The organism is Pseudomonas sp. A1230 (assembly GCF_044218825.1).
Lineage (GTDB): Bacteria > Pseudomonadota > Gammaproteobacteria > Pseudomonadales > Pseudomonadaceae > Aquipseudomonas > Aquipseudomonas iridis.
The window spans coordinates 1,226,305-1,243,178 of sequence record NZ_CP162582.1; the positions used below are offsets into that span (position 1 = coordinate 1,226,305).

Genomic DNA, 16,874 nt, shown 5'->3' on the forward strand with positions numbered 1-16,874 from the left:
CCATGGCGAATTTCAGCACTCCCCGGGCAGAGTACGCACAAGCCCTGCCTGGCTGGCAGTTGGTGAAACGCTGCGTAGCCGGTGCGCGAGAGGTGCGCAAGCACGACGAATACCTGCCAATGCCAGACCCGGAAAACAAATCACCGGAAAATCTGGCTCGATACAAGCAGTACAAGAAGCGGGCGATGTTCCTCAACATCACCGGTCGCACGCGCACCGGTCTCATGGGGGCGGTTTTTCGCAAGACGGCCGAACTATCCCTGCCGACTGCGGTGGGGTACTTGAAGGAGAACGCCAGCGGCGACGGCACCAGCCTTGAGCAGTTGTCGAAGGAATCGGTCGGCGAGTGCTTGGACAGCGGGCGAGGCGGCTTTCTTGTTGACTTCCCGACCGTCGCCACCGAGAGCGGTGTCAGCTCCATGGCTGATCTGGCCACCAAGCGCGCCTTGATCCACCACTACGACGCTCTGTCGATCATCGACTGGGATGAGCAGGTGATCGACGGCGTAAAGCGCCTGGTGTACGTGAACCTGCGGGAGTGCGTTTCCGAGTTCAAAGTTACCGATCTGTCCCGCGAGACGTATACGCAGAACCGAGTCCTGTTGCTGGTCGATGGGAAATACGTACAGCGCGTCTACAAGGAAGGCGAAGCAAGTGTCGAGGAGACGCAGCCTACCGACAAATCTGGGCAGCCATTCGATCACATCCCGTTCAGCTTCTACGGCGCCCAGAACAACGACGCCAGTATCGACAAGTCGCCTCTGGAAGACCTGGCCGACGTCAACATCCTGCACTACGGCAACAGCGCCACGGTGGAGGAGAGTGGCTTCATCAGTAGCCAGCCGACGCTGTTCATCACCACCAGCATCGACACCGACGAGTTCGCGAAACTGAACCCGAGCGGTATGCACATTGGCTCACGGCGTGGGCATAACCTCGGCAAATCCGGTTCTGCAGTCATGCTGCAGGCCACCGAAACCCAGCTCGCCCGAACCCTGATGAAGGACAAGGAAGAGCAGATGCTGATGATCGGCGCCCGTGTCGTCCAGAAGGGCAGCGGCGCCGAGACGGCAGAGGCTGTTCGAATCCGGTACAGCTCGGACAACAGCGTGTTGGGCACCATCGCTGGCAACGTATCCGAGGCCCTGAAGCGGGCCATTCTCGACGCCGAGCGCTTCATGATGGATGCGCCGGACGAAAAGGGCACCGTGTTCTGGCTCAACCAGTCGTTCTTCGACGAAACCATGACCGCGCAAGACATCCTTGCCCAGGTGCAGCTGTGGCAGCAGGGCTTCATTGCGAAGTCCGATGTCCGGGTGAACCTGCGTCAGGGCGGCGTGCTTGAGGCTGATCGCACCGACGAGAAGATTGACGAAGAGCTGGCCAGCGCGCCACCGGTAGGCGGGAACGATGAGCAATGAAGGCTTTCTTGAGGATGCCGCCACGCGGCACCAGATTTACGTCCAGCGGTATGCCGGCGGAAACCTAAAGCGCGTGGCGTCGTTCATCAGCAAGGCAATCAAGACCGCCAAGCAGCGTGTTTCGGACGGCCTGAGCGCTTACGGTACGCGTCGGTACAACACTCAGATCGAAACGCTTCAGGGCGACTTGCGGGGCATCTACGACGACCTCAAAGGGCGCGCTCAGCTGGATCTCGGCGAGTTCGCCACCTACGAGGCCCAGTTCAACACGACGATGCTGGGCAAGGTTGTCCGTGCGGTGGTTCAGCTCAATGTGCCATCGGCCGAGATGATCTCCGCCGCGGCGCTGGCAGATCCGCTGCAGCTCGAAGCGCGCAAGGGCATCCAGCGCATCAGCATCAGCGGCGCGCTCGACCAGTTCGGCACGAAGAAGGCGGCCGAGATCATCGGCGAGATTCAGATTGGTTCCAGCTTGGGTGAGACGAGCCAGCAGATCAGCCGACGGCTGACGAGCATTCACCAGCTTCAGCAAGATCAGGCTGGAGCACTGGTGCGCACCATGACCAACCACATCGCCAGTACGGCGCGGGTGGAGACGCTGAAGGCGAACGACGACATCCTCGCGGGAATGCGCAGGGTGGCGACCCTGGACTCGAAGACCACGCTCTTCTGCATGAGCGTCGACCAGACGGTTATCCCGCTGGATGGACCGAAGCCGCCGTATCACTGGGGCTGCCGCACCACGCTGATTCCGGTGCTGAAGGACGAGTTTGCACGCGAGATCAAAGGCTCGACGCGGCCATCAATAGGCCCTGACGGGGTGACGCAGGTGTCGAGCAAGACCAGTTATCAGGAATGGCTGGCTCGGCAGCCTGCGGCGTTTCAGCGAGACATTCTCGGGCCGAACCGGTATGCGCTGTTCAGCAAAGGTGAGCTAACCCTCGACAGGTTCATCGACGACAACGGCAAGACGCTCACCCTCCAGCAGTTGAAAGACCTAGAGCCGCTGGCTTTTGAGCGGGCAGGCATAAGATAAGGAGCTCGGGGATGGAGGGCGCAACTGCATCTACTGATTATAGAAGCGAAGAGGGTACTGTTGGTCTAGCTCTGATTGTACGCGTCAAGCTCATCTGATAGCTTCTTGATATCAATTAAGGAGCTCTGCCATGAAATGGCCTCTTATCGGCGCTTCACTGCTCATAGCAACTGTCACTGCTAGCGCCAGTGCTCAGGGCTACATCTACGGACAGCCAAGCACAAACTACAATAGCATCGGTAATACGGTGTACGGATCTGATGGAAGTTCCTATAACCAAATAGGGAATACAACCTACGGTTCAGACGGTTCGACGTCCACTCGCATCGGAAACAGCACGTACGACTCCAGTGGCGGAACGAGTACGCAGATAGGTAACACGATGTACAACTCCGACGGCTCTAGTGCAACGCGGATCGGAAATACGATTTACGGTTCTGACGGGCACTCTTGTACTCAAGTTGGTAACTCGACCTTCTGTAACTAGATTCATTGGAAAACGGCTACACGAATTCGCGATTTCTGACCCCAAAGCCCTGGCAGTCGCCGGGGTTTTTTTATTCCCACGATTTACACAAGCCTCGTCAATGACGGGGCTTTTTTATGCTCGCAGGCCGGGCCTGCACCACGTCTCTGGGAGACAGCAATGACCTTGAAATTCCAACTGGACAGCCTCGAAGGCGTCGATGAATCGGTAGCAGCCCTGTACGTCGAGAAGGACGGCAAGTTCGTCCTCGGCATTGAAGGACTGCCACAGCCGGAAGATGTTTCCGGCCTGAAATCCAAAGTTCAGGAGCTCCTGGACGAGAAGAAGGCCGAGGCCGACAAGCGCAAGGCTGCTGAAGAGCAGGCTCGACTGGATCGAGAAGAAGCGCTGCGCAAGTCCGGCAACGTCGAAGAGCTCGAAAAGTCCTGGTCCGAAAAGTACGCACGCCGCGAAGCTGAGCTGACCGGCCAACTCGAAAGCACCAACAGCACCCTTCAAGGCCAGATCCGGGATCTGACCGTGGGCCGCACAGCTACCGAGATCGCGACCACTCTGGCCATCCCTGGCAGCGCCAAGGCATTGCTTCCACACATCGAACGCCGGCTCAGCGTCGAACAGCGCGACGGGAAACCAACCGTTGTCGTGCTGGACGCGGCCGGCAAGCTCTCGGCGGCAACGCTGGACGAGCTGAAAGCAGAATTCACCAACGATCCGGCCTTCGGTCCGCTGATCGCTGGCAGCAAGGCATCGGGCGGCGGGGCCGGCGGTGCTGGGAAAGGCGGCGGGGCCGCAAAAGGAAACATCGGCGGCACCAAAGAGGAACGACAGGCCGCAATCGCGAGCCGGTTCCCAGACCTCCCTCAGAAATAAGGAAAATCACTCATGTCCCTGTCGCAAATGCAGGTCTTCAACGAATACGTAATGCCGGCGACCATCGAAACGCTGGATCAGATGCTGGTGGCGTTCAACGCTGCCAGCCGTGGCGCCATCCTGCTTTCGCCTGACGGCTTCACCGGCGACTTCCTTCAGGAGTCTTTCTTCCAGACCCTGGCTGCCGCCCAGCGTCGCGTTGATCGCTACGCGGCCAACGGCGCCGCACCGATCACTGACCTGACCGAGCTGAAAAACTCCTCGGTGAAAGTGGCTGGCGGCTTTGGCCCGATCCGCTACGAGCCATCGCAGATGACCTGGCTGGAGCGTCCAACCGCGCAGGGCATCGAAGTTGCATCGCGCGCGTTCGCTGAGATCCTGCTGAAGGATCAGTTGAACACCGCTATCGCTGCTCTGGTGGCCGCTATCACCGCTCAGGCCGCGGCCGTCAACGACGTGTCTGCAACTGCCGGCATCAGCCAGGCTGCACTGAACAACGCTCACGCGAAGTTCGGCGATGCGAGCCAGTCGCTGGTCACCCAGATCATGCAGGGCACCACCTACCACAAGCTGGTCGGTCAGGCGCTCACCAACAGCGAGCAGCTGTTCCAAGCGGGCAACGTCCGCGTCGTGGACATCCTCGGCAAGATCTCGGTGGTCACTGACGCGCCGGCGCTGATGCAGACCGGTACGCCGAACAAGGAAATCGTTCTGTCCCTGGTGCAGGGCGCAGCGATGGTGCACGACGGCCGCGACATCATCAGCAACGGCAAGGAACGCATCGAGACCACGCTGCAGACCGATTACACCTTCGGCCTGGGTCTGAAGGGTTACACCTGGGACACCACCGCCGGCGGCAAGTCTCCGACCGACGCCGAACTGGCGACCGGCACCAACTGGGACAAGACCGCCACCAGCATCAAGCACACCGCCGGTGTTGCTCTGATCGGTGACGCTTCCAAGTAACCCCTAATTGCTGAGCCGGGCTGCGTGCCCGGTTCCGCGAGGACATGATCATGAGCAACAAAATCTGGTATCTGCCCGGCCCGTTCCACCAGTATCGGGAAAACGTGAAAGAGCTGGCTAAGGAATACGGTTTGCGCATCGTCGACGCGAACGTCACCGAAGACCGCGAGGGTGAGGCTGTTGATGTGCCTGAAGTGACACTGCGACAGGCAGCTCCGGTGCCGGTCCTGGTGATCGACGGCCAAGGCGGTGTTGATGGCGCAGCGCTGCAGGAGCTGATCGACAAGTTGAATGCAGAGCGCGACGGCATCGTGCTGCTGATCGAAGCGGCCGAGGGTGTCGCGCCACTGGAGCATCCTGGCGCCGGCGAACTGCCGATTCGCCTGTTCGATGCATTGATCTCTATTCACGAAGGCATCGTCTCACTGAAGAGCAAGCGCGATGAACTGCTGGGTGAAGTTGATTCGCTCCGCGCAGAAGTCGCGCGGCTGACTCCTGGACCGCAGAACAACGGCTCAGCTCTCGATGATCTGACCGTCGTGCAGATCAAGGAACAGCTCGACGCCAAGGGCGTGACCTACAAGGTCAACGACTCGAAGCCTGAGTTGCTCGCTCTGTTGAAGGCCAGCCAGTAACACCCGGGGCTTCGGCCCCACTCATTCAAGCGGAGGCCTGATGGCTACCTACATCACCGTGGCGGACGTGGACGCCGAGCTCGGGCCTTCATGGGCACCAGACGACAAGAAAACCCGCGCCGTGCTGCAGGCGAACGCCTATCTGACCTCGCTCAACCTGGTCGGCATCGACATGGACGCCATTCCGGACGAGGTGAAACAGGCCGGCGCCGAGCTGGCGGTTGTCGCTTCTGAGGGCAAGCTGTACCAGCAGCAGACCGAGGGATCGCTGGAGGCCAAGACAGTGAAGGCCGGATCGGTGACCACCAGCAAGACGTTCGCATCGATCGACACCAGCAAATCCACTGCGCTGCCCGATGGGGTCCAGTTCGCGCTGGGGCTGCTCGCGCCATGGCGTGTCAGCGGCTTCAGCTTCAACGTGTACAGGTGACGCATGGGCCTACGTGAAGAGATTCAGGCGGATCTGGCCGAAGCCTTCGACACTGACCTGGCGGACGCCGTGAAGCCATTCAGCGGTGGCGTGACGCTGCCGGGAACGTGGGAACCGGTCACTGAGGCGGCGGGCGACCCCGTTGTCATCGCCTACACCGGCCGAGGTGTGTTCGACGCATTCAAGATCGCACAGGTCGACGGCGTGAACATCCGCGCCACCGACCAACTGCTGATCGCGCTGACCAACGAAACGATTGGCGGGGTTCCGGACATCGGCCACAAGATCAACGATTTCGACGTGGTCAACGTCCAGACCGACCCGGCCGGCGCCCACTACGAGATCCAGCTGAGGAAAGTCTGATGACGAACAAGGCGGGGTGGAGCCACAGCCTCACGGACTTCGCCGATCAGGCTGGCGAGGACATCACCCAGATGGCGCGCGTCATCGCGACAGCGATGCTCACGGAGGTGGTGAACCGCTCGCCGGTCGGCAACCCCGACCTGTGGCAGTCCAACGTGGCGCTGCGCACGAAGAACGTGGCGCTGGCTGATGCGTACGACGCGAACGTCGACGCACGCAACGCGGCGCGCACCGGTGGCCGTGCCTTCAAGAAGCTGACCAAGCGCGAGCGCGAAGAGAACTACTTCGTCAAAGCACAGGCAGCGGGGAAGGGCTACATCGGCGGCACGTTCCGAGGCAGTCACCTGGTATCGATCGGCACGCCCGACATGACTGTGACCGACAACGTCGACCCATCCGGCCGCGAAACGATCAGCAAGGGCAGCATGCTCATCAAGGCATCAGGCCAGTTTCCCGTCATATACATCCAGACCAACAGCCCCTACGGCGAGATGCTGGAACTGGGGCATTCCACGCAGGCGCCCGGCGGGGTTTATGACCTCGCGTTTATCGGCGTATCCGAGGCCTACAAATGACCTTCGAGCAAATCAGGGCGCTCATCACCGGCCGTATGGTGGCCTTCACCGGCATTGACCAGGCGCGGATCGATTACCCGAACCAGCCGGAAGTGTTCACGCCGCCGGCTACCGGCCTCTGGTGCCGCCTGAATATCCAGTATGCCTCGGCATTCATGGCTGGCATGGCCGACCGGCCGCACACGCGCAAGCCCGGGCAAATCAGCATTCAGTGCTTCGCCCGCGAGCGAACCGGAACCAAAGCAATCAACGAACTGGCCGACGCGCTTGAAGCGCACTTCTCCTACTGGATGTCCGGCGACCTTGAGTGCATGGAAGCCAGTCAGGTGGTCGCCGGCGAGTTCGAGGGCTTTTACCAAATCAACGTCAATATCCGGTTTCGCGCCGGCTGACAGCAAAGCAACCGCCACGCCCGCGCCTGCGGGTTTTTTTATGCCCGCGAATAGGAGGCTCCAATGAGCTCTGGCGCAAAAGTTGTAAGCCACATCATTGCGGAGGTGACGCCCGGCGTTACCCCCGTCGGCACCTGGGACACGCTGCGCCTCACGGGCAACGCGTTGACCCCAACCGTCAACACCGAAGTCAGCGACGAAATCACCGACACCCGCCTGAGCCAGGGATCGGTGGCTACCAGCATCGATATCGGCGGCGATCTGACGGCCGAGTTCTCGTTCGGCTCGTTCGACCAACTGCTCGAAGCCGCCTTCTACGGCGTGTGGACGGCTGACGTGCTCCGCGTAGGCGATACCCGCCATACCTTCAGCATCGCCAAGGGCTACAACGACGTCGGCGTCTATGGCGTGTTCAAGGGCGCGCACGTCTCGACCTTTGCGCTGGACATCCCGTCCGAAGGCAAGGTGACCGCCACGTTCAACATGGCGTGCCTGGACTACACCGATGGCGACACCGCGATTGTCGTTTCGCCGAATGCGCCGACCACCACGCCGTTCCTGTCGAACAACAACGTCGGCACGATTCTGGTCAATGGCCAGTCGCTGGAAGGCGTGGCGTGCGTCTCGGCAATGACCGTCAACCTCGACAACAGCCTCCAGACTCAGCGTTGCCTTGGCTCTGACAGCCTGGGCCCGGGCGCGCACATCGCTACCGAGGCCGCCATCACTGGCAGCATCACGCTGGCCTGGTCGAAGCGGGCTTGGGAGATCTGGAAGAACACTTTCACGCGGACGCCAATCGCAGTTGTGTTCCCGATCACCGACTCGCTGGGCAACAAGTACACCTTCAACTTCCCAGCCGTGGAAGTGGACGGCGAGCTGCCGAATGGCGGTAAGCGCGATCTGATCGAGGTCACGCTGAACTACACCGTCGCCAAGCTCAGCCCGACCATCACCCGCGAAGCTGCTGATCCAACCCCGTAAACCCCTTTGGCTCCCTCGGTTCAAACGCCGGCCGGGGGAGCTCTTTTATTGGCGTGGCGTTGAGGAATTGAAATGGCTCTGCAACTGGGCAAGAAGAAGCCGGCCACTGCCGGTGAGCGCTGGGCGAAGTTCGACAAAGACACCAAGATCCTGCTCGCCAGCATCGACAACCCTGAATATCAAGTCGCCCTTGAGCGCATGCGCCGCCGGATCCAGCGCAATGACGCGCGGTTTGAAGAGGGCCAGGTGGGCGTGGTCGCCGGCGAAATGACCGAGCACCAGAACCACGCGATGCTGCTCAGTCATTTCATCGTGAAGGACTGGGAAGGCGTGCTGGATGCCGACGGCAATCCGATCAAGTACAGCCCGCCCGTAGCTGCTGAACTGCTGGAAAACAACATCGAGTTCTTCATCTTCGTGCTGCGCGAAGGCGCGCTGGCTGCCAACAATGCCGCCGAAGAGCGAGCTGAGTCGGTGGGAAAGCCCTTGCCCGATTCGAGTGGGAGCAAGAGTGGGGCGGCGAAAGCGAAAAGCGCCGGGCGGTCTACTCGCGCCTGAAGATGGCCATCCCCGACGAGCCCGAGAATGACCCACTGACCGCCTACCTGCTCAACCTGTACCGGAACGTGTCTCGCGGGCGCCGGTACATCGCCGGCATGGCCGGGGCGTTCCCGCTGCCGCTCTCGGCGCGGGAGATATCCGACTGGTTGGATTCGCATCCGTCGCCGCTGCCGCGCGATGAGATTGATGATGTGATGTTTGCGCTGGATGCGGTGTGTTTGGCTGGTGATGAAGATCAACCATAGCGCGGGACCTCCCGCAGGAGCAAAAATGAACATGTTCACGCCTGCAGGAGCCGAGTTCGAAATGGTCTCAGTTACGTGTGGTATTTGCGCCACGGAATCTGCGAAGGCTGAAGTCCTGCAAGGAGTTTGGCCAGATCTTGCCGACCGTGATACCGGAAGGTTCCCCGCGAATCTTGTGACGCCAGAACAACGGGCACTCCTGGAAAGTGCGGCTGGAACGATTCGCGGACCGGCTGCGCTGCGCTAGATGACGACGTGTAGTGGTGCTTTACGATAACGACTGCAAACGTGACGCCCCTATGGTTAATCAGGGCTCCCTCAAAGCTGCTCATACCGACCTCCAGGTCATAAACGCGCCGAGATTGGCGCTCTCCCAGTCCTTGGGCTTGCAGGCAAAGGACTGGGGTTATCCGTTGCGTGAAGGCAAGAGGCTACTATCGGTGATCGGAATGGCGCTACTGAGGATTCGTACAGGCGAGTCTGTGCGCTTGACATACAATGGCGCGACTAAATTTAAGGAAGAAAGCACTTGGCCTACATCGCAGCACTGACCCCGATTTTTATTATCGCAATGTCCATTGGACTCGGATTCTCCAAGGACAACTGGTTCATTGAATTCGGCTTGGCGATCGTGGTGATTTCCGCCGGAACCTCAATGATTTTAGCGTTCATGAGCGGGCGGAAAGCAGCTGAAGCAAAGAAAGAAGAGTTTGAAATGTATATTCCACCCTCTGATGAGGGCAGATCGCACTCATTCAAATTTACAGCTGGAATGATGGGGGTCGATACTCAAAACCCCTATGAGCATCTTCAGAAGCAGATTGACGAAATTAAACAAGTAGCCGCTCAAGACGAACGTACCTTTAAGGCGCTCAGTGCATCTACAGATCGACGTGTCGATATCTGTCTTGCGCTGATCAGGTTTCATGAGGAGGTGACATTGCCAAAGATCCTCGGACGGGGAACTGGAGCAATTATCCTTGCGGGGGTTCTCACTATCATCGGATCTGCTTATCTTGCCGTGCCTATCCGCGCTTATCAGGTTTTCGCTGGGGTGGCTGGCGCTATGCGGGCTTGGCTTCCGGCGCTTTAGGGGGATATTTCAATTTCTGTGAATAAGCAGGGCCCGGGCGCCTGCCGGGCTTTTTTGTACCCCATGCTCACAGGTGCTACTTTTAAGTCGGTACAGTCAAAAAAAGAAAATAAATTTAAGTTTTTTGTGCGCTATTTTTTAGATTTTCTCGACTTGTACGCCTACCGAGAAAGTGCTCGTTTTCATGACTCTCACTTCATAACCTTCGTAAACCGTAACGTCGCCTACGGTCGCATTTTCGACGCGACGGCTCTCACTGCCCTTCCGGCCTAGTACCAAAGTTGCAACATGGTTAGAGGGCGATCCGGTATAGGTAATGTTTTGCAGGGAAACATAAAAGCCATCGTCAAAAGGAGACTTTGTTTCTCCTTGTTCGAGTGCAATGCTAATTCCTTGTTTAGTATTTATGTCTAGGCTTTTTTCAATGAAAGCTATGTCAGGAACTGATTGCTCTCTCGGCGTAGATAACTCAACCGCACGCTGCAACTCGAGCTTCAAGGACGAGACCTGTTGCTCTACCACCTTGGTCGCTTTTTCGGCCTCTTCCTGACGAAGTTTGTATCCATCTATCAGAGTTTGAGCTTCACTTTTTCCCTTGTTGTAGCCTGAGTCGTAAAGTTGTTGTGTTGTTAAGGCTATGCTCAAAATAAGCGCAATAAATTTTCCAGTGTCTTTAAATGTCATAATGGCTGCTCTTATAAGTTTGCAAGTTGCAATAAGTTATTGTTCTTCGCTTGAATAAGTAACCCTTCGGGTTGAATTAAGCATGTGGAGGTTCTAGTGCGGCCTGGTGCTGAGTACTCCATGAATTACACCTTGTTCAGAAGATCGGCGAAGGCCCAAAGTATGGTTCCTACCGATGCTACAAAAAACTCGTGTTTTTGAATTTTTTGCTTAATGGTATTAATCATCAAGTCACTTGTGAGGATCAAGCGGCGCCGGTGTTCTCGATCGAAAATCACGGCCAACTGTTCATCAGTTGTTTCGGGGCTGATTCCGTATAGATAGTTGTGCTTCATCATCTGATGAAAAACCGTCTCAATCGTGATTTCCTCAGCCATTTCTACCGCTTTGTTAACGAATTTCTCAGGAAGCCCGGTGACTTCGAACATCAAAGCGAGGCAAACGAGAAAAGCACCGAATCTACCGAGCCACATCCAATCGTTGAGATATAAGCTCAAGGAGATTCCCAAAGCTAGAATAAGTACTGTTAAAAGGTAGCCAGATGCTAAGTAGTGTGTGGGGATTTTGAATAATTTTTTTGCTGGTTTAGTGTTGGATCTCATGTATGTACTCACTTCCTCGCGACGAAGTGGACGAGGTGATGTATGTGTTAGACGCGGTGTCTTTGGCTGGTGAGGTGGAGCGATGTGAGGATGGGTAGTGCTGGTAGTGGCCTACCAAGCAATACCGCTATATATCCTTTCCCCAGCTTTTCTTGAGCTGCTTTCTCATCTTGGTAATTGTCTCTTCAAAAGAAATTTTTTCACCATCTTGGTTCGACATGTACCACTCAAGCAGGGATGTGAACGCTAAATCCATAGATATTCCTTCTGACTCTGCAATTTCTCTCAAGCGATCGATTGATTCTTTGGCAACATCGAACCGATCAACCTCACCCTCTGGGGTGATTAGTCCAACACTTATTAGAGAGTCGTCGTCTGTCTTTTGGAATTCTTCCACCGGCACCCCCAGCACCACAGCTAGCTTCCTGAGCACTGTTTTGCGAGGCATTGCCTGGCCCGCCTCATATCTGGAAATCTGTGAATGAGAGATCCCTACAGCATCCCCAAGCTCTTGCTGAGTTAAGTTTTTGTCTCCGCGCAGCCGGATTAGGCGTGATGCAAAATCGGTCGACATTTCATCTCCTCGTGTACCCCTCTAGAAGCGTACTACAAACGCACAAAAAGCAAAATTTGTTTGACGAACGCACAAAACGCACTAAACTCACAAAACGCAAAAAAGGAGGCGTTATGAAGGCTTTAAAGATCACCACCGCTGTCCGAATGCTGTGTGAGATGAGGGAGAAGCTTGAACTGCGCGCCGCGGAAAACGGCCGAAGTCTGAGCGGCGAAATCGTTTTCCGGCTTCGAAAATCCCTCGAGCAAGAGGTGGAGAATGAAAAACAGCAGGCATGAAAAAGCCCCAAGCGCGCCAACGCTTGAGGCTCATGAAGCAAAACGTCAATCTATCAGGAAAAACGTCATGTCGGATATTAGCACAGAGGCTAACAATGTCATCCCTTTCGCCTTCGAAGCGAAGAGTGTTCGTGTACAAGAGGTAGGTGGGGCGCCTTGGTTTTGCGCTACTGATGTTTGCTCAATACTTGGTTATCGTAATGCTCCCGACGCCATTTCCAAGCACTGCCGAGAAGCTGGTATCGCGAAACGCGACATCAGCTCTTCGGGCCAGAAGCGCAGCCTAGCCTTCATCGATGAAGGAAATCTTTACCGGCTAATCATCAAGAGCAGGAAAGTAGAGGCTCTTCGCTTTGAGGCATGGGTGTGTGACAAAGTCCTACCCTCCATTCGCAAGCACGGACATTACGTAGATCACCATGGCGCCATGGGCGATCTCGTCGGCGCTGTGATCGGCACCAGCGGCGAAAATGTCCTTGATCGCGTGATTGATCAGAAGGCCTCCCCCGTCCCTCATTCGCTCCAGCGCAGCTTCAAGCAGACTATGAAAAGCCGTTTGCGTTCTCGCTTCAATGTGCACCGCACCGCGCTCATCCCGGCTGAGTGCTTGGCCGACGCGTGTAACTTCGTCGCAGCCTACGCGCTGGAAGGCGAGTGGATCGGTCGGCCCGACATCGACGGCCTGTTCTTCAACAATCAGGAAGTCGCGCACATCTACCTGCTGATGAGTCGCCACTTCTGTCTCATGGATGATCGCGAGGCGATTCTGGCTTCGGCGCGCACTCTAGATTCGCGAGTGCTGATGAGGGTTTTCGACCAGATCAACGAGGGGCGAAGTTCGTTCGCCGCGCTTGATGCTCGGAGGTCGGAAATTTACAGCATCTACCGCGCAAATGGCTGCTCACCCGGTGGTTATGCAATTGTTGCTTGATCTCAACTGAGCCACGACCCCGCACCTGCGGGGTTTTGGTGCTTCCTGCGGATGGTGGTAGATTGCTGCCATCTACAGGGAGATTCACCATGTCCGACGCGTCGAGCCCGATAACTGGATTTATCCTATTAGCGATCGCCTTCATCGCTTATTTCCTCCCCACTTTCATCGCTGCAAAACGGGATCATCCGAACGGAACGGGAATCTTTTTACTGAATCTGTTCTTGGGATGGACCTTCATTGGATGGCTGGCAGCCTTGATTTGGTCGGTATCAGCTTTCAAGCAACCGGAAAAATTAGCGCCGGCTACTGCTGTCGAGCCGAATATTCGTATCAGCCAGTTACAGACACTTGCAGCCTTAAAGGAAAAGGGTGTTTTGACGGAGGCTGAGTTTGAAGCCGAGAAAGCGAAGCTTTTGCAGTCTTGATTCAATAATTTCAATAACCCGCTTCGGCGGGTTTTTTTATGCCTGGAGAAAGTCATGACCCAAACGTCACGCCTCGTTTTGGAGATCGATAGTCGGGACGCAGAGAAAAAGGCAGCGGACACTCGTCAGGCTTTGGAAGAGCTTGAATCTCTCGGGATTCCCACGCAGCGATCGATGGCAAAGGCCGCTGCTGGTATAGGCGATGCAGGAAAAAGCGCTGATGGCGCCCGCAAGTCTTACGGCTACTACCGGGACGAAGTTGAGCAACTCCTGGGTCGGCTGGATCCTCTGCGGAGGAAGCAGCAAGAGCTTGCCAGAAGCCAAGCTGAATTGGCTTCGGCGTTCAAGCGAGGCGATATTGGGGAGGCGGGCTACAAGGAGTTTTCAGCAATCATTCGGGAACAGTCCACTGCCATATCAGCGCAGCGTTCGGCCTTGAAAAACCTCAATGGTGATTTGGGCAAGACGGGAATGTCAGCCAAGGCCACCGCCGCAGCGCTCAGGGGCGTGCCTGCCCAATTCACTGACATCGCGGTCTCCCTTCAGGCAGGCCAGGCGCCGTTAACCGTTCTGCTTCAGCAGGGGGGGCAGCTTAAAGATATGTTCGGTGGTATTGGCCCTGCTGCGAAAGCTCTTGGCGGCTATATTGTCGGGCTTGTAAACCCGTTTACTGTCGCCGCTGCAGCTGTCGGTGGGTTCGCAGCCATTTATTACGATGCAGAGAAGGAAGTAAGCGCCTTCAACAAAGCATTATTTTCGGGCTCCGCCAGCTCGGGGCAGACGGCATCTAGCCTATCGTCGATAGCAAAGGACGCGTCGAGCTTAACGGGAAGCCTCTCTCAGGCGAAGGAGGCAGTGATAGCGCTAGCCGCCAGCAGTGGATTGAGCCAGGTTCAATTCAGAAATCTCGCCGAGGCGGCGACTTCGATAAGCGAATTCACAGGCAAAAGCGCGGCTGAAGTTGCTAAATCTCTAGGCGATCTGGGCTCGAATGCGACCAAGGCTGCCGAGAAAATTAGCGCCCAGTACGGGCTTCTCACGGCGGCACAGTACGAGCTGATCACCAGTTTGGACGTCCAAGGGAAAAAGCAGGAAGCCCTCGACGTTCTAAGTGAGTCGCTCAATCAAAATGCCCAGGCAAGACTTAAGCGCTATCAGGAGTCTTTATCGGCTGTTGAGAAGGGATGGAATAGCATCGGCACAGCAATAAGCAGTGCCTACAGCCAGCTAAAGGGTGAGCTTTTTCCGGACAGTGCCAAGCAGATCGAAATTATTGAGCGCATTCTGAAAACCCGACAGGAGGGGGGCGTATCTGGCGCTTTATCCACTGGGCTGAGCAAGCTCAATGGAATGCTCGGGCTGGCCGATGGTGAGAATGATGATTCAACAGAGGCGTTGGAAAAAAGACTTTCTCTGATGAAGCTTGGTTTATGGGTAACACAGCAAAATGCCCTGGCCGAGGGAGAGGCCACTCGTAAAAACCAAGAGCGTATCGACGCGGAAAGCAAGTGGAGCTCGATCACCAGAAAGAACATGTCGGATGAGAAGAAGTTGGCGCTGGAAATTGCCGAAGCGAGGAAAGTCGGTATCGAGGCCGGCAAGTCGCAAGCGGCGATCGACAAGGAAGTAGCCGACATCCAGGCCAAGTTTGACAAGAGCCAGCCGAAGGCAAAGGCCTATACCGAAAACGCTGGAATAAAGGCGCTCGATCAGGCCAAGCAGCAATACGCGGTATTGCTTCAGCAAAATTCGCTGATCGGGGCGCAAGGAGATGGCGTTCAAAAGCTCGGGGCCGCACAGCAAGCCCTGATCAAGTGGGAGCAGGAACTCGCTGATATCAAAGGAAAGAAAACTCTGACTGCGGATCAGCAGTCGCTCTTAGCAAATCAGCAGTTGATCACGGCACAACTCAAGCGCAACGCGGGTCTGGAAAAAGAGAACGAACTCAAAAAGATCTCGACTGACCAGACGCAGAAGCTGCTGGCATTCCAGGAGAATCTGAATTCACAGCTCAAGCTTGCGCAAAGCGGGCTGAACGATAAGTTGGCCGGCGCAGGGTTAGGGGATAAAGCTCTTCAGCGGTTGCAGGAGCAGCAGCAAATCCAACAGTCGTATCAGTCGCAGATGGATCGTCTGACCTATGACTACAACAAGGGCGACAAGTCGGCGAGCAAGACCGAGCTGTACAACCAGGAGACCGAGGCCCTGCGTTCGGCCCTGCAAACCCGTCTCGGCATGCAGCAGCAGTACTACACGGACGTGGACAAGGCCCAATCGGACTGGGCGCTCGGTGCTTCGTCGGCGTTTCAGACCTACTCAGAGCAGGCGCGCGATGTTGCCGGCCAAACCCGCAACCTGTTCACCAACGCCTTCAGCAACATGGAGGACGGCATCATCCAGTTCGTGAAGACCGGGAAGTTGTCGTTCAAAGATCTGGCGGACGGCATCATCGCCGACCTGATCCGCATCCAGGTGCGACAGGCCGCGGTGGGCATCTTCGGCACGATCTTCAGCGGGCTGACCGCCGGTGGCGCTGCTGCCGGCAACGGCCTCGCCGCCGGATCTGCAGGCGCGACGTCCTCCAGTCTCGGAGCATCTGCAGCCGGATACAGCTCGAAGTTCGGTTTCTCCGACGGCGGCTATACCGGTGACGGCGGCAAGTTCGAGCCGAAGGGCGTTGTGCACGGCGGCGAGTTCGTTGTCCGCAAGGAGGCGGTGAGCCAGCTAGGTGCTCGGGAGTTCCTCGAACGCATGAACGCGAACACCAAGGGCTATGCTGACGGCGGGTATGTTGGTGCGACGGCCGCGGGCTCATCTGTCGCGCAGGGCGGCACGCAGGCGACCCCCGCGTCTCTGCCTCCAATCGTGAATAACCTGACGGTCAACGGCAACCCGGATCAAGACCAGCTCGCCAGGATGGAGGACTCAATGACGCGCGCATCGAATAGGGCGTATCAACTGATGCTCGGTGACCTAAAGCGTAACGGGCCGGCTATGCAGCTCATAAGGAGAAACAGGTGAAAATTTCCGACATGGATATGGAAAGACTGGTGCAAGCGATCGGCGAGGCGACGTATTCCGTTGTCTTCGCTGGCATCGGAGAGGGAACCGCGCCTAGCGAACTGCGCGCCATGGCTAATCTGAATGCCGAGATCATGGGGCGCATCATGGCTGTTCTCAGGTGTGGCGATGAGGTAGGTCAGGAAATTTTCGACCTGATCGACCTCGACGTTGCGCGGATGAAGGCGAGTTACGGTCAGTCATTCGGCGAGTTGCTCGGGCCTGGCGGAACGCTGAGCCAACTTAACAAGACCTAACC

General features: G+C 56.9%; 21 protein-coding genes. 18 read left to right on the top strand and 3 right to left on the bottom strand.

Annotated features, from left to right (window positions below):
• Positions 1–2 precede the first annotated feature (2 nt).
• From AB4P97_RS05750 to AB4P97_RS05810, 13 genes are all read left to right on the top strand, one after another.
• Complete coding sequence (locus tag AB4P97_RS05750) at positions 3–1,421, top strand: DUF4055 domain-containing protein (protein WP_395602195.1); 1,419 nt, start codon at positions 3–5, stop codon at positions 1,419–1,421.
• Positions 1,411–2,457, top strand: a complete 1,047-nt coding sequence (locus AB4P97_RS05755; RefSeq protein WP_395602196.1) for a phage head morphogenesis protein — start codon at positions 1,411–1,413, stop codon at positions 2,455–2,457. Before AB4P97_RS05750 ends, AB4P97_RS05755 begins: the two co-directional genes overlap by 11 nt.
• A gap of 646 nt (positions 2,458–3,103) precedes the next feature.
• Positions 3,104–3,814: a hypothetical protein gene (locus AB4P97_RS05760; RefSeq protein WP_395602197.1), complete on the top strand. Its 711-nt coding sequence runs from the start codon at positions 3,104–3,106 to the stop codon at positions 3,812–3,814.
• A gap of 12 nt (positions 3,815–3,826) precedes the next feature.
• Complete coding sequence (locus tag AB4P97_RS05765) at positions 3,827–4,780, top strand: major capsid protein (protein ID WP_395602198.1); 954 nt, start codon at positions 3,827–3,829, stop codon at positions 4,778–4,780.
• Between the two features lie 50 nt (positions 4,781–4,830).
• Positions 4,831–5,415 carry a hypothetical protein gene (locus tag AB4P97_RS05770; protein WP_395602199.1) on the top strand — a complete coding sequence of 195 codons (585 nt, stop codon included), beginning with the start codon at positions 4,831–4,833 and terminating at the stop codon, positions 5,413–5,415.
• 40 nt (positions 5,416–5,455) lie between these two features.
• The gene (locus AB4P97_RS05775; protein ID WP_395602200.1) at positions 5,456–5,845 is read left to right on the top strand and encodes a DnaT-like ssDNA-binding protein; all 390 of its coding nucleotides are present in this window, start codon (positions 5,456–5,458) and stop codon (positions 5,843–5,845) included.
• Between the two features lie 3 nt (positions 5,846–5,848).
• Positions 5,849–6,208 (top strand): hypothetical protein, encoded by a 360-nt coding sequence (locus tag AB4P97_RS05780; RefSeq protein ID WP_395602201.1) that lies wholly within the window; start codon positions 5,849–5,851, stop codon positions 6,206–6,208.
• A complete protein-coding gene (locus AB4P97_RS05785) occupies positions 6,208–6,783 on the top strand; it encodes an HK97 gp10 family phage protein (protein ID WP_395602202.1) in 576 nt (191 codons plus the stop codon). The genes AB4P97_RS05780 and AB4P97_RS05785 overlap by 1 nt, the downstream gene beginning before the upstream one ends.
• A complete protein-coding gene (locus AB4P97_RS05790) occupies positions 6,780–7,175 on the top strand; it encodes a hypothetical protein (RefSeq protein WP_395602203.1) in 396 nt (131 codons plus the stop codon). Before AB4P97_RS05785 ends, AB4P97_RS05790 begins: the two co-directional genes overlap by 4 nt.
• A gap of 63 nt (positions 7,176–7,238) precedes the next feature.
• Positions 7,239–8,159 carry a phage tail tube protein gene (locus AB4P97_RS05795; protein ID WP_395602204.1) on the top strand — a complete coding sequence of 307 codons (921 nt, stop codon included), beginning with the start codon at positions 7,239–7,241 and terminating at the stop codon, positions 8,157–8,159.
• 72 nt (positions 8,160–8,231) lie between these two features.
• Complete coding sequence (locus AB4P97_RS05800) at positions 8,232–8,717, top strand: hypothetical protein (RefSeq protein ID WP_395602205.1); 486 nt, start codon at positions 8,232–8,234, stop codon at positions 8,715–8,717.
• 2 nt (positions 8,718–8,719) lie between these two features.
• On the top strand, positions 8,720–8,965 hold the full coding sequence (locus AB4P97_RS05805) for a hypothetical protein (RefSeq protein WP_395602206.1): 246 nt from the start codon (positions 8,720–8,722) through the stop codon (positions 8,963–8,965).
• 529 nt (positions 8,966–9,494) lie between these two features.
• A complete protein-coding gene (locus tag AB4P97_RS05810; RefSeq protein WP_395602207.1) occupies positions 9,495–10,058 on the top strand; it encodes a hypothetical protein in 564 nt (187 codons plus the stop codon).
• A gap of 138 nt (positions 10,059–10,196) precedes the next feature.
• Here the strand turns inward: AB4P97_RS05810 and AB4P97_RS05815 are convergent, their stop codons facing one another.
• The 3 genes from AB4P97_RS05815 to AB4P97_RS05825 all read right to left on the bottom strand — a co-directional run bounded on the left by AB4P97_RS05815 (position 10,197) and on the right by AB4P97_RS05825 (position 11,918).
• The gene (locus AB4P97_RS05815; protein ID WP_395602208.1) at positions 10,197–10,742 is read right to left on the bottom strand and encodes a hypothetical protein; all 546 of its coding nucleotides are present in this window, start codon (positions 10,740–10,742) and stop codon (positions 10,197–10,199) included.
• A gap of 125 nt (positions 10,743–10,867) precedes the next feature.
• Positions 10,868–11,344 carry a hypothetical protein gene (locus AB4P97_RS05820; protein WP_395602209.1) on the bottom strand — a complete coding sequence of 159 codons (477 nt, stop codon included), beginning with the start codon at positions 11,342–11,344 and terminating at the stop codon, positions 10,868–10,870.
• 127 nt (positions 11,345–11,471) lie between these two features.
• On the bottom strand, positions 11,472–11,918 hold the full coding sequence (locus AB4P97_RS05825; protein WP_395602210.1) for a helix-turn-helix domain-containing protein: 447 nt from the start codon (positions 11,916–11,918) through the stop codon (positions 11,472–11,474).
• 113 nt (positions 11,919–12,031) lie between these two features.
• Between AB4P97_RS05825 and AB4P97_RS05830 the strand changes: the two genes are divergently transcribed.
• From AB4P97_RS05830 to AB4P97_RS05850, 5 genes are all read left to right on the top strand, one after another.
• Positions 12,032–12,196 (top strand): Arc family DNA-binding protein, encoded by a 165-nt coding sequence (locus tag AB4P97_RS05830; RefSeq protein ID WP_395602211.1) that lies wholly within the window; start codon positions 12,032–12,034, stop codon positions 12,194–12,196.
• The gene (locus tag AB4P97_RS05835) at positions 12,177–13,127 is read left to right on the top strand and encodes a Bro-N domain-containing protein (RefSeq protein ID WP_395602212.1); all 951 of its coding nucleotides are present in this window, start codon (positions 12,177–12,179) and stop codon (positions 13,125–13,127) included. Before AB4P97_RS05830 ends, AB4P97_RS05835 begins: the two co-directional genes overlap by 20 nt.
• Positions 13,128–13,216: 89 nt before the next feature.
• Positions 13,217–13,555: a superinfection immunity protein gene (locus AB4P97_RS05840; RefSeq protein ID WP_395602213.1), complete on the top strand. Its 339-nt coding sequence runs from the start codon at positions 13,217–13,219 to the stop codon at positions 13,553–13,555.
• Between the two features lie 54 nt (positions 13,556–13,609).
• Positions 13,610–16,576, top strand: coding sequence for a phage tail tape measure protein (locus AB4P97_RS05845; RefSeq protein ID WP_395602214.1), 2,967 nt, complete (start codon positions 13,610–13,612; stop codon positions 16,574–16,576).
• A complete protein-coding gene (locus AB4P97_RS05850) occupies positions 16,573–16,872 on the top strand; it encodes a hypothetical protein (protein WP_115148330.1) in 300 nt (99 codons plus the stop codon). The genes AB4P97_RS05845 and AB4P97_RS05850 overlap by 4 nt, the downstream gene beginning before the upstream one ends.
• Positions 16,873–16,874: the final 2 nt, after the last annotated feature.

Coding starts and splice junctions, on each gene's coding strand:
- AB4P97_RS05750 (WP_395602195.1), top strand. CDS start 3: ATGGCGAATTTCAGCACTCCCCGGGCAGAGTACGCACAAGCCCTGCCT.
- AB4P97_RS05755 (WP_395602196.1), top strand. CDS start 1,411: ATGAGCAATGAAGGCTTTCTTGAGGATGCCGCCACGCGGCACCAGATT.
- AB4P97_RS05760 (WP_395602197.1), top strand. CDS start 3,104: ATGACCTTGAAATTCCAACTGGACAGCCTCGAAGGCGTCGATGAATCG.
- AB4P97_RS05765 (WP_395602198.1), top strand. CDS start 3,827: ATGTCCCTGTCGCAAATGCAGGTCTTCAACGAATACGTAATGCCGGCG.
- AB4P97_RS05770 (WP_395602199.1), top strand. CDS start 4,831: ATGAGCAACAAAATCTGGTATCTGCCCGGCCCGTTCCACCAGTATCGG.
- AB4P97_RS05775 (WP_395602200.1), top strand. CDS start 5,456: ATGGCTACCTACATCACCGTGGCGGACGTGGACGCCGAGCTCGGGCCT.
- AB4P97_RS05780 (WP_395602201.1), top strand. CDS start 5,849: ATGGGCCTACGTGAAGAGATTCAGGCGGATCTGGCCGAAGCCTTCGAC.
- AB4P97_RS05785 (WP_395602202.1), top strand. CDS start 6,208: ATGACGAACAAGGCGGGGTGGAGCCACAGCCTCACGGACTTCGCCGAT.
- AB4P97_RS05790 (WP_395602203.1), top strand. CDS start 6,780: ATGACCTTCGAGCAAATCAGGGCGCTCATCACCGGCCGTATGGTGGCC.
- AB4P97_RS05795 (WP_395602204.1), top strand. CDS start 7,239: ATGAGCTCTGGCGCAAAAGTTGTAAGCCACATCATTGCGGAGGTGACG.
- AB4P97_RS05800 (WP_395602205.1), top strand. CDS start 8,232: ATGGCTCTGCAACTGGGCAAGAAGAAGCCGGCCACTGCCGGTGAGCGC.
- AB4P97_RS05805 (WP_395602206.1), top strand. CDS start 8,720: ATGGCCATCCCCGACGAGCCCGAGAATGACCCACTGACCGCCTACCTG.
- AB4P97_RS05815 (WP_395602208.1), bottom strand. CDS start 10,742: ATGACATTTAAAGACACTGGAAAATTTATTGCGCTTATTTTGAGCATA.
- AB4P97_RS05820 (WP_395602209.1), bottom strand. CDS start 11,344: ATGAGATCCAACACTAAACCAGCAAAAAAATTATTCAAAATCCCCACA.
- AB4P97_RS05825 (WP_395602210.1), bottom strand. CDS start 11,918: ATGTCGACCGATTTTGCATCACGCCTAATCCGGCTGCGCGGAGACAAA.
- AB4P97_RS05830 (WP_395602211.1), top strand. CDS start 12,032: ATGAAGGCTTTAAAGATCACCACCGCTGTCCGAATGCTGTGTGAGATG.
- AB4P97_RS05835 (WP_395602212.1), top strand. CDS start 12,177: ATGAAAAACAGCAGGCATGAAAAAGCCCCAAGCGCGCCAACGCTTGAG.
- AB4P97_RS05840 (WP_395602213.1), top strand. CDS start 13,217: ATGTCCGACGCGTCGAGCCCGATAACTGGATTTATCCTATTAGCGATC.
- AB4P97_RS05845 (WP_395602214.1), top strand. CDS start 13,610: ATGACCCAAACGTCACGCCTCGTTTTGGAGATCGATAGTCGGGACGCA.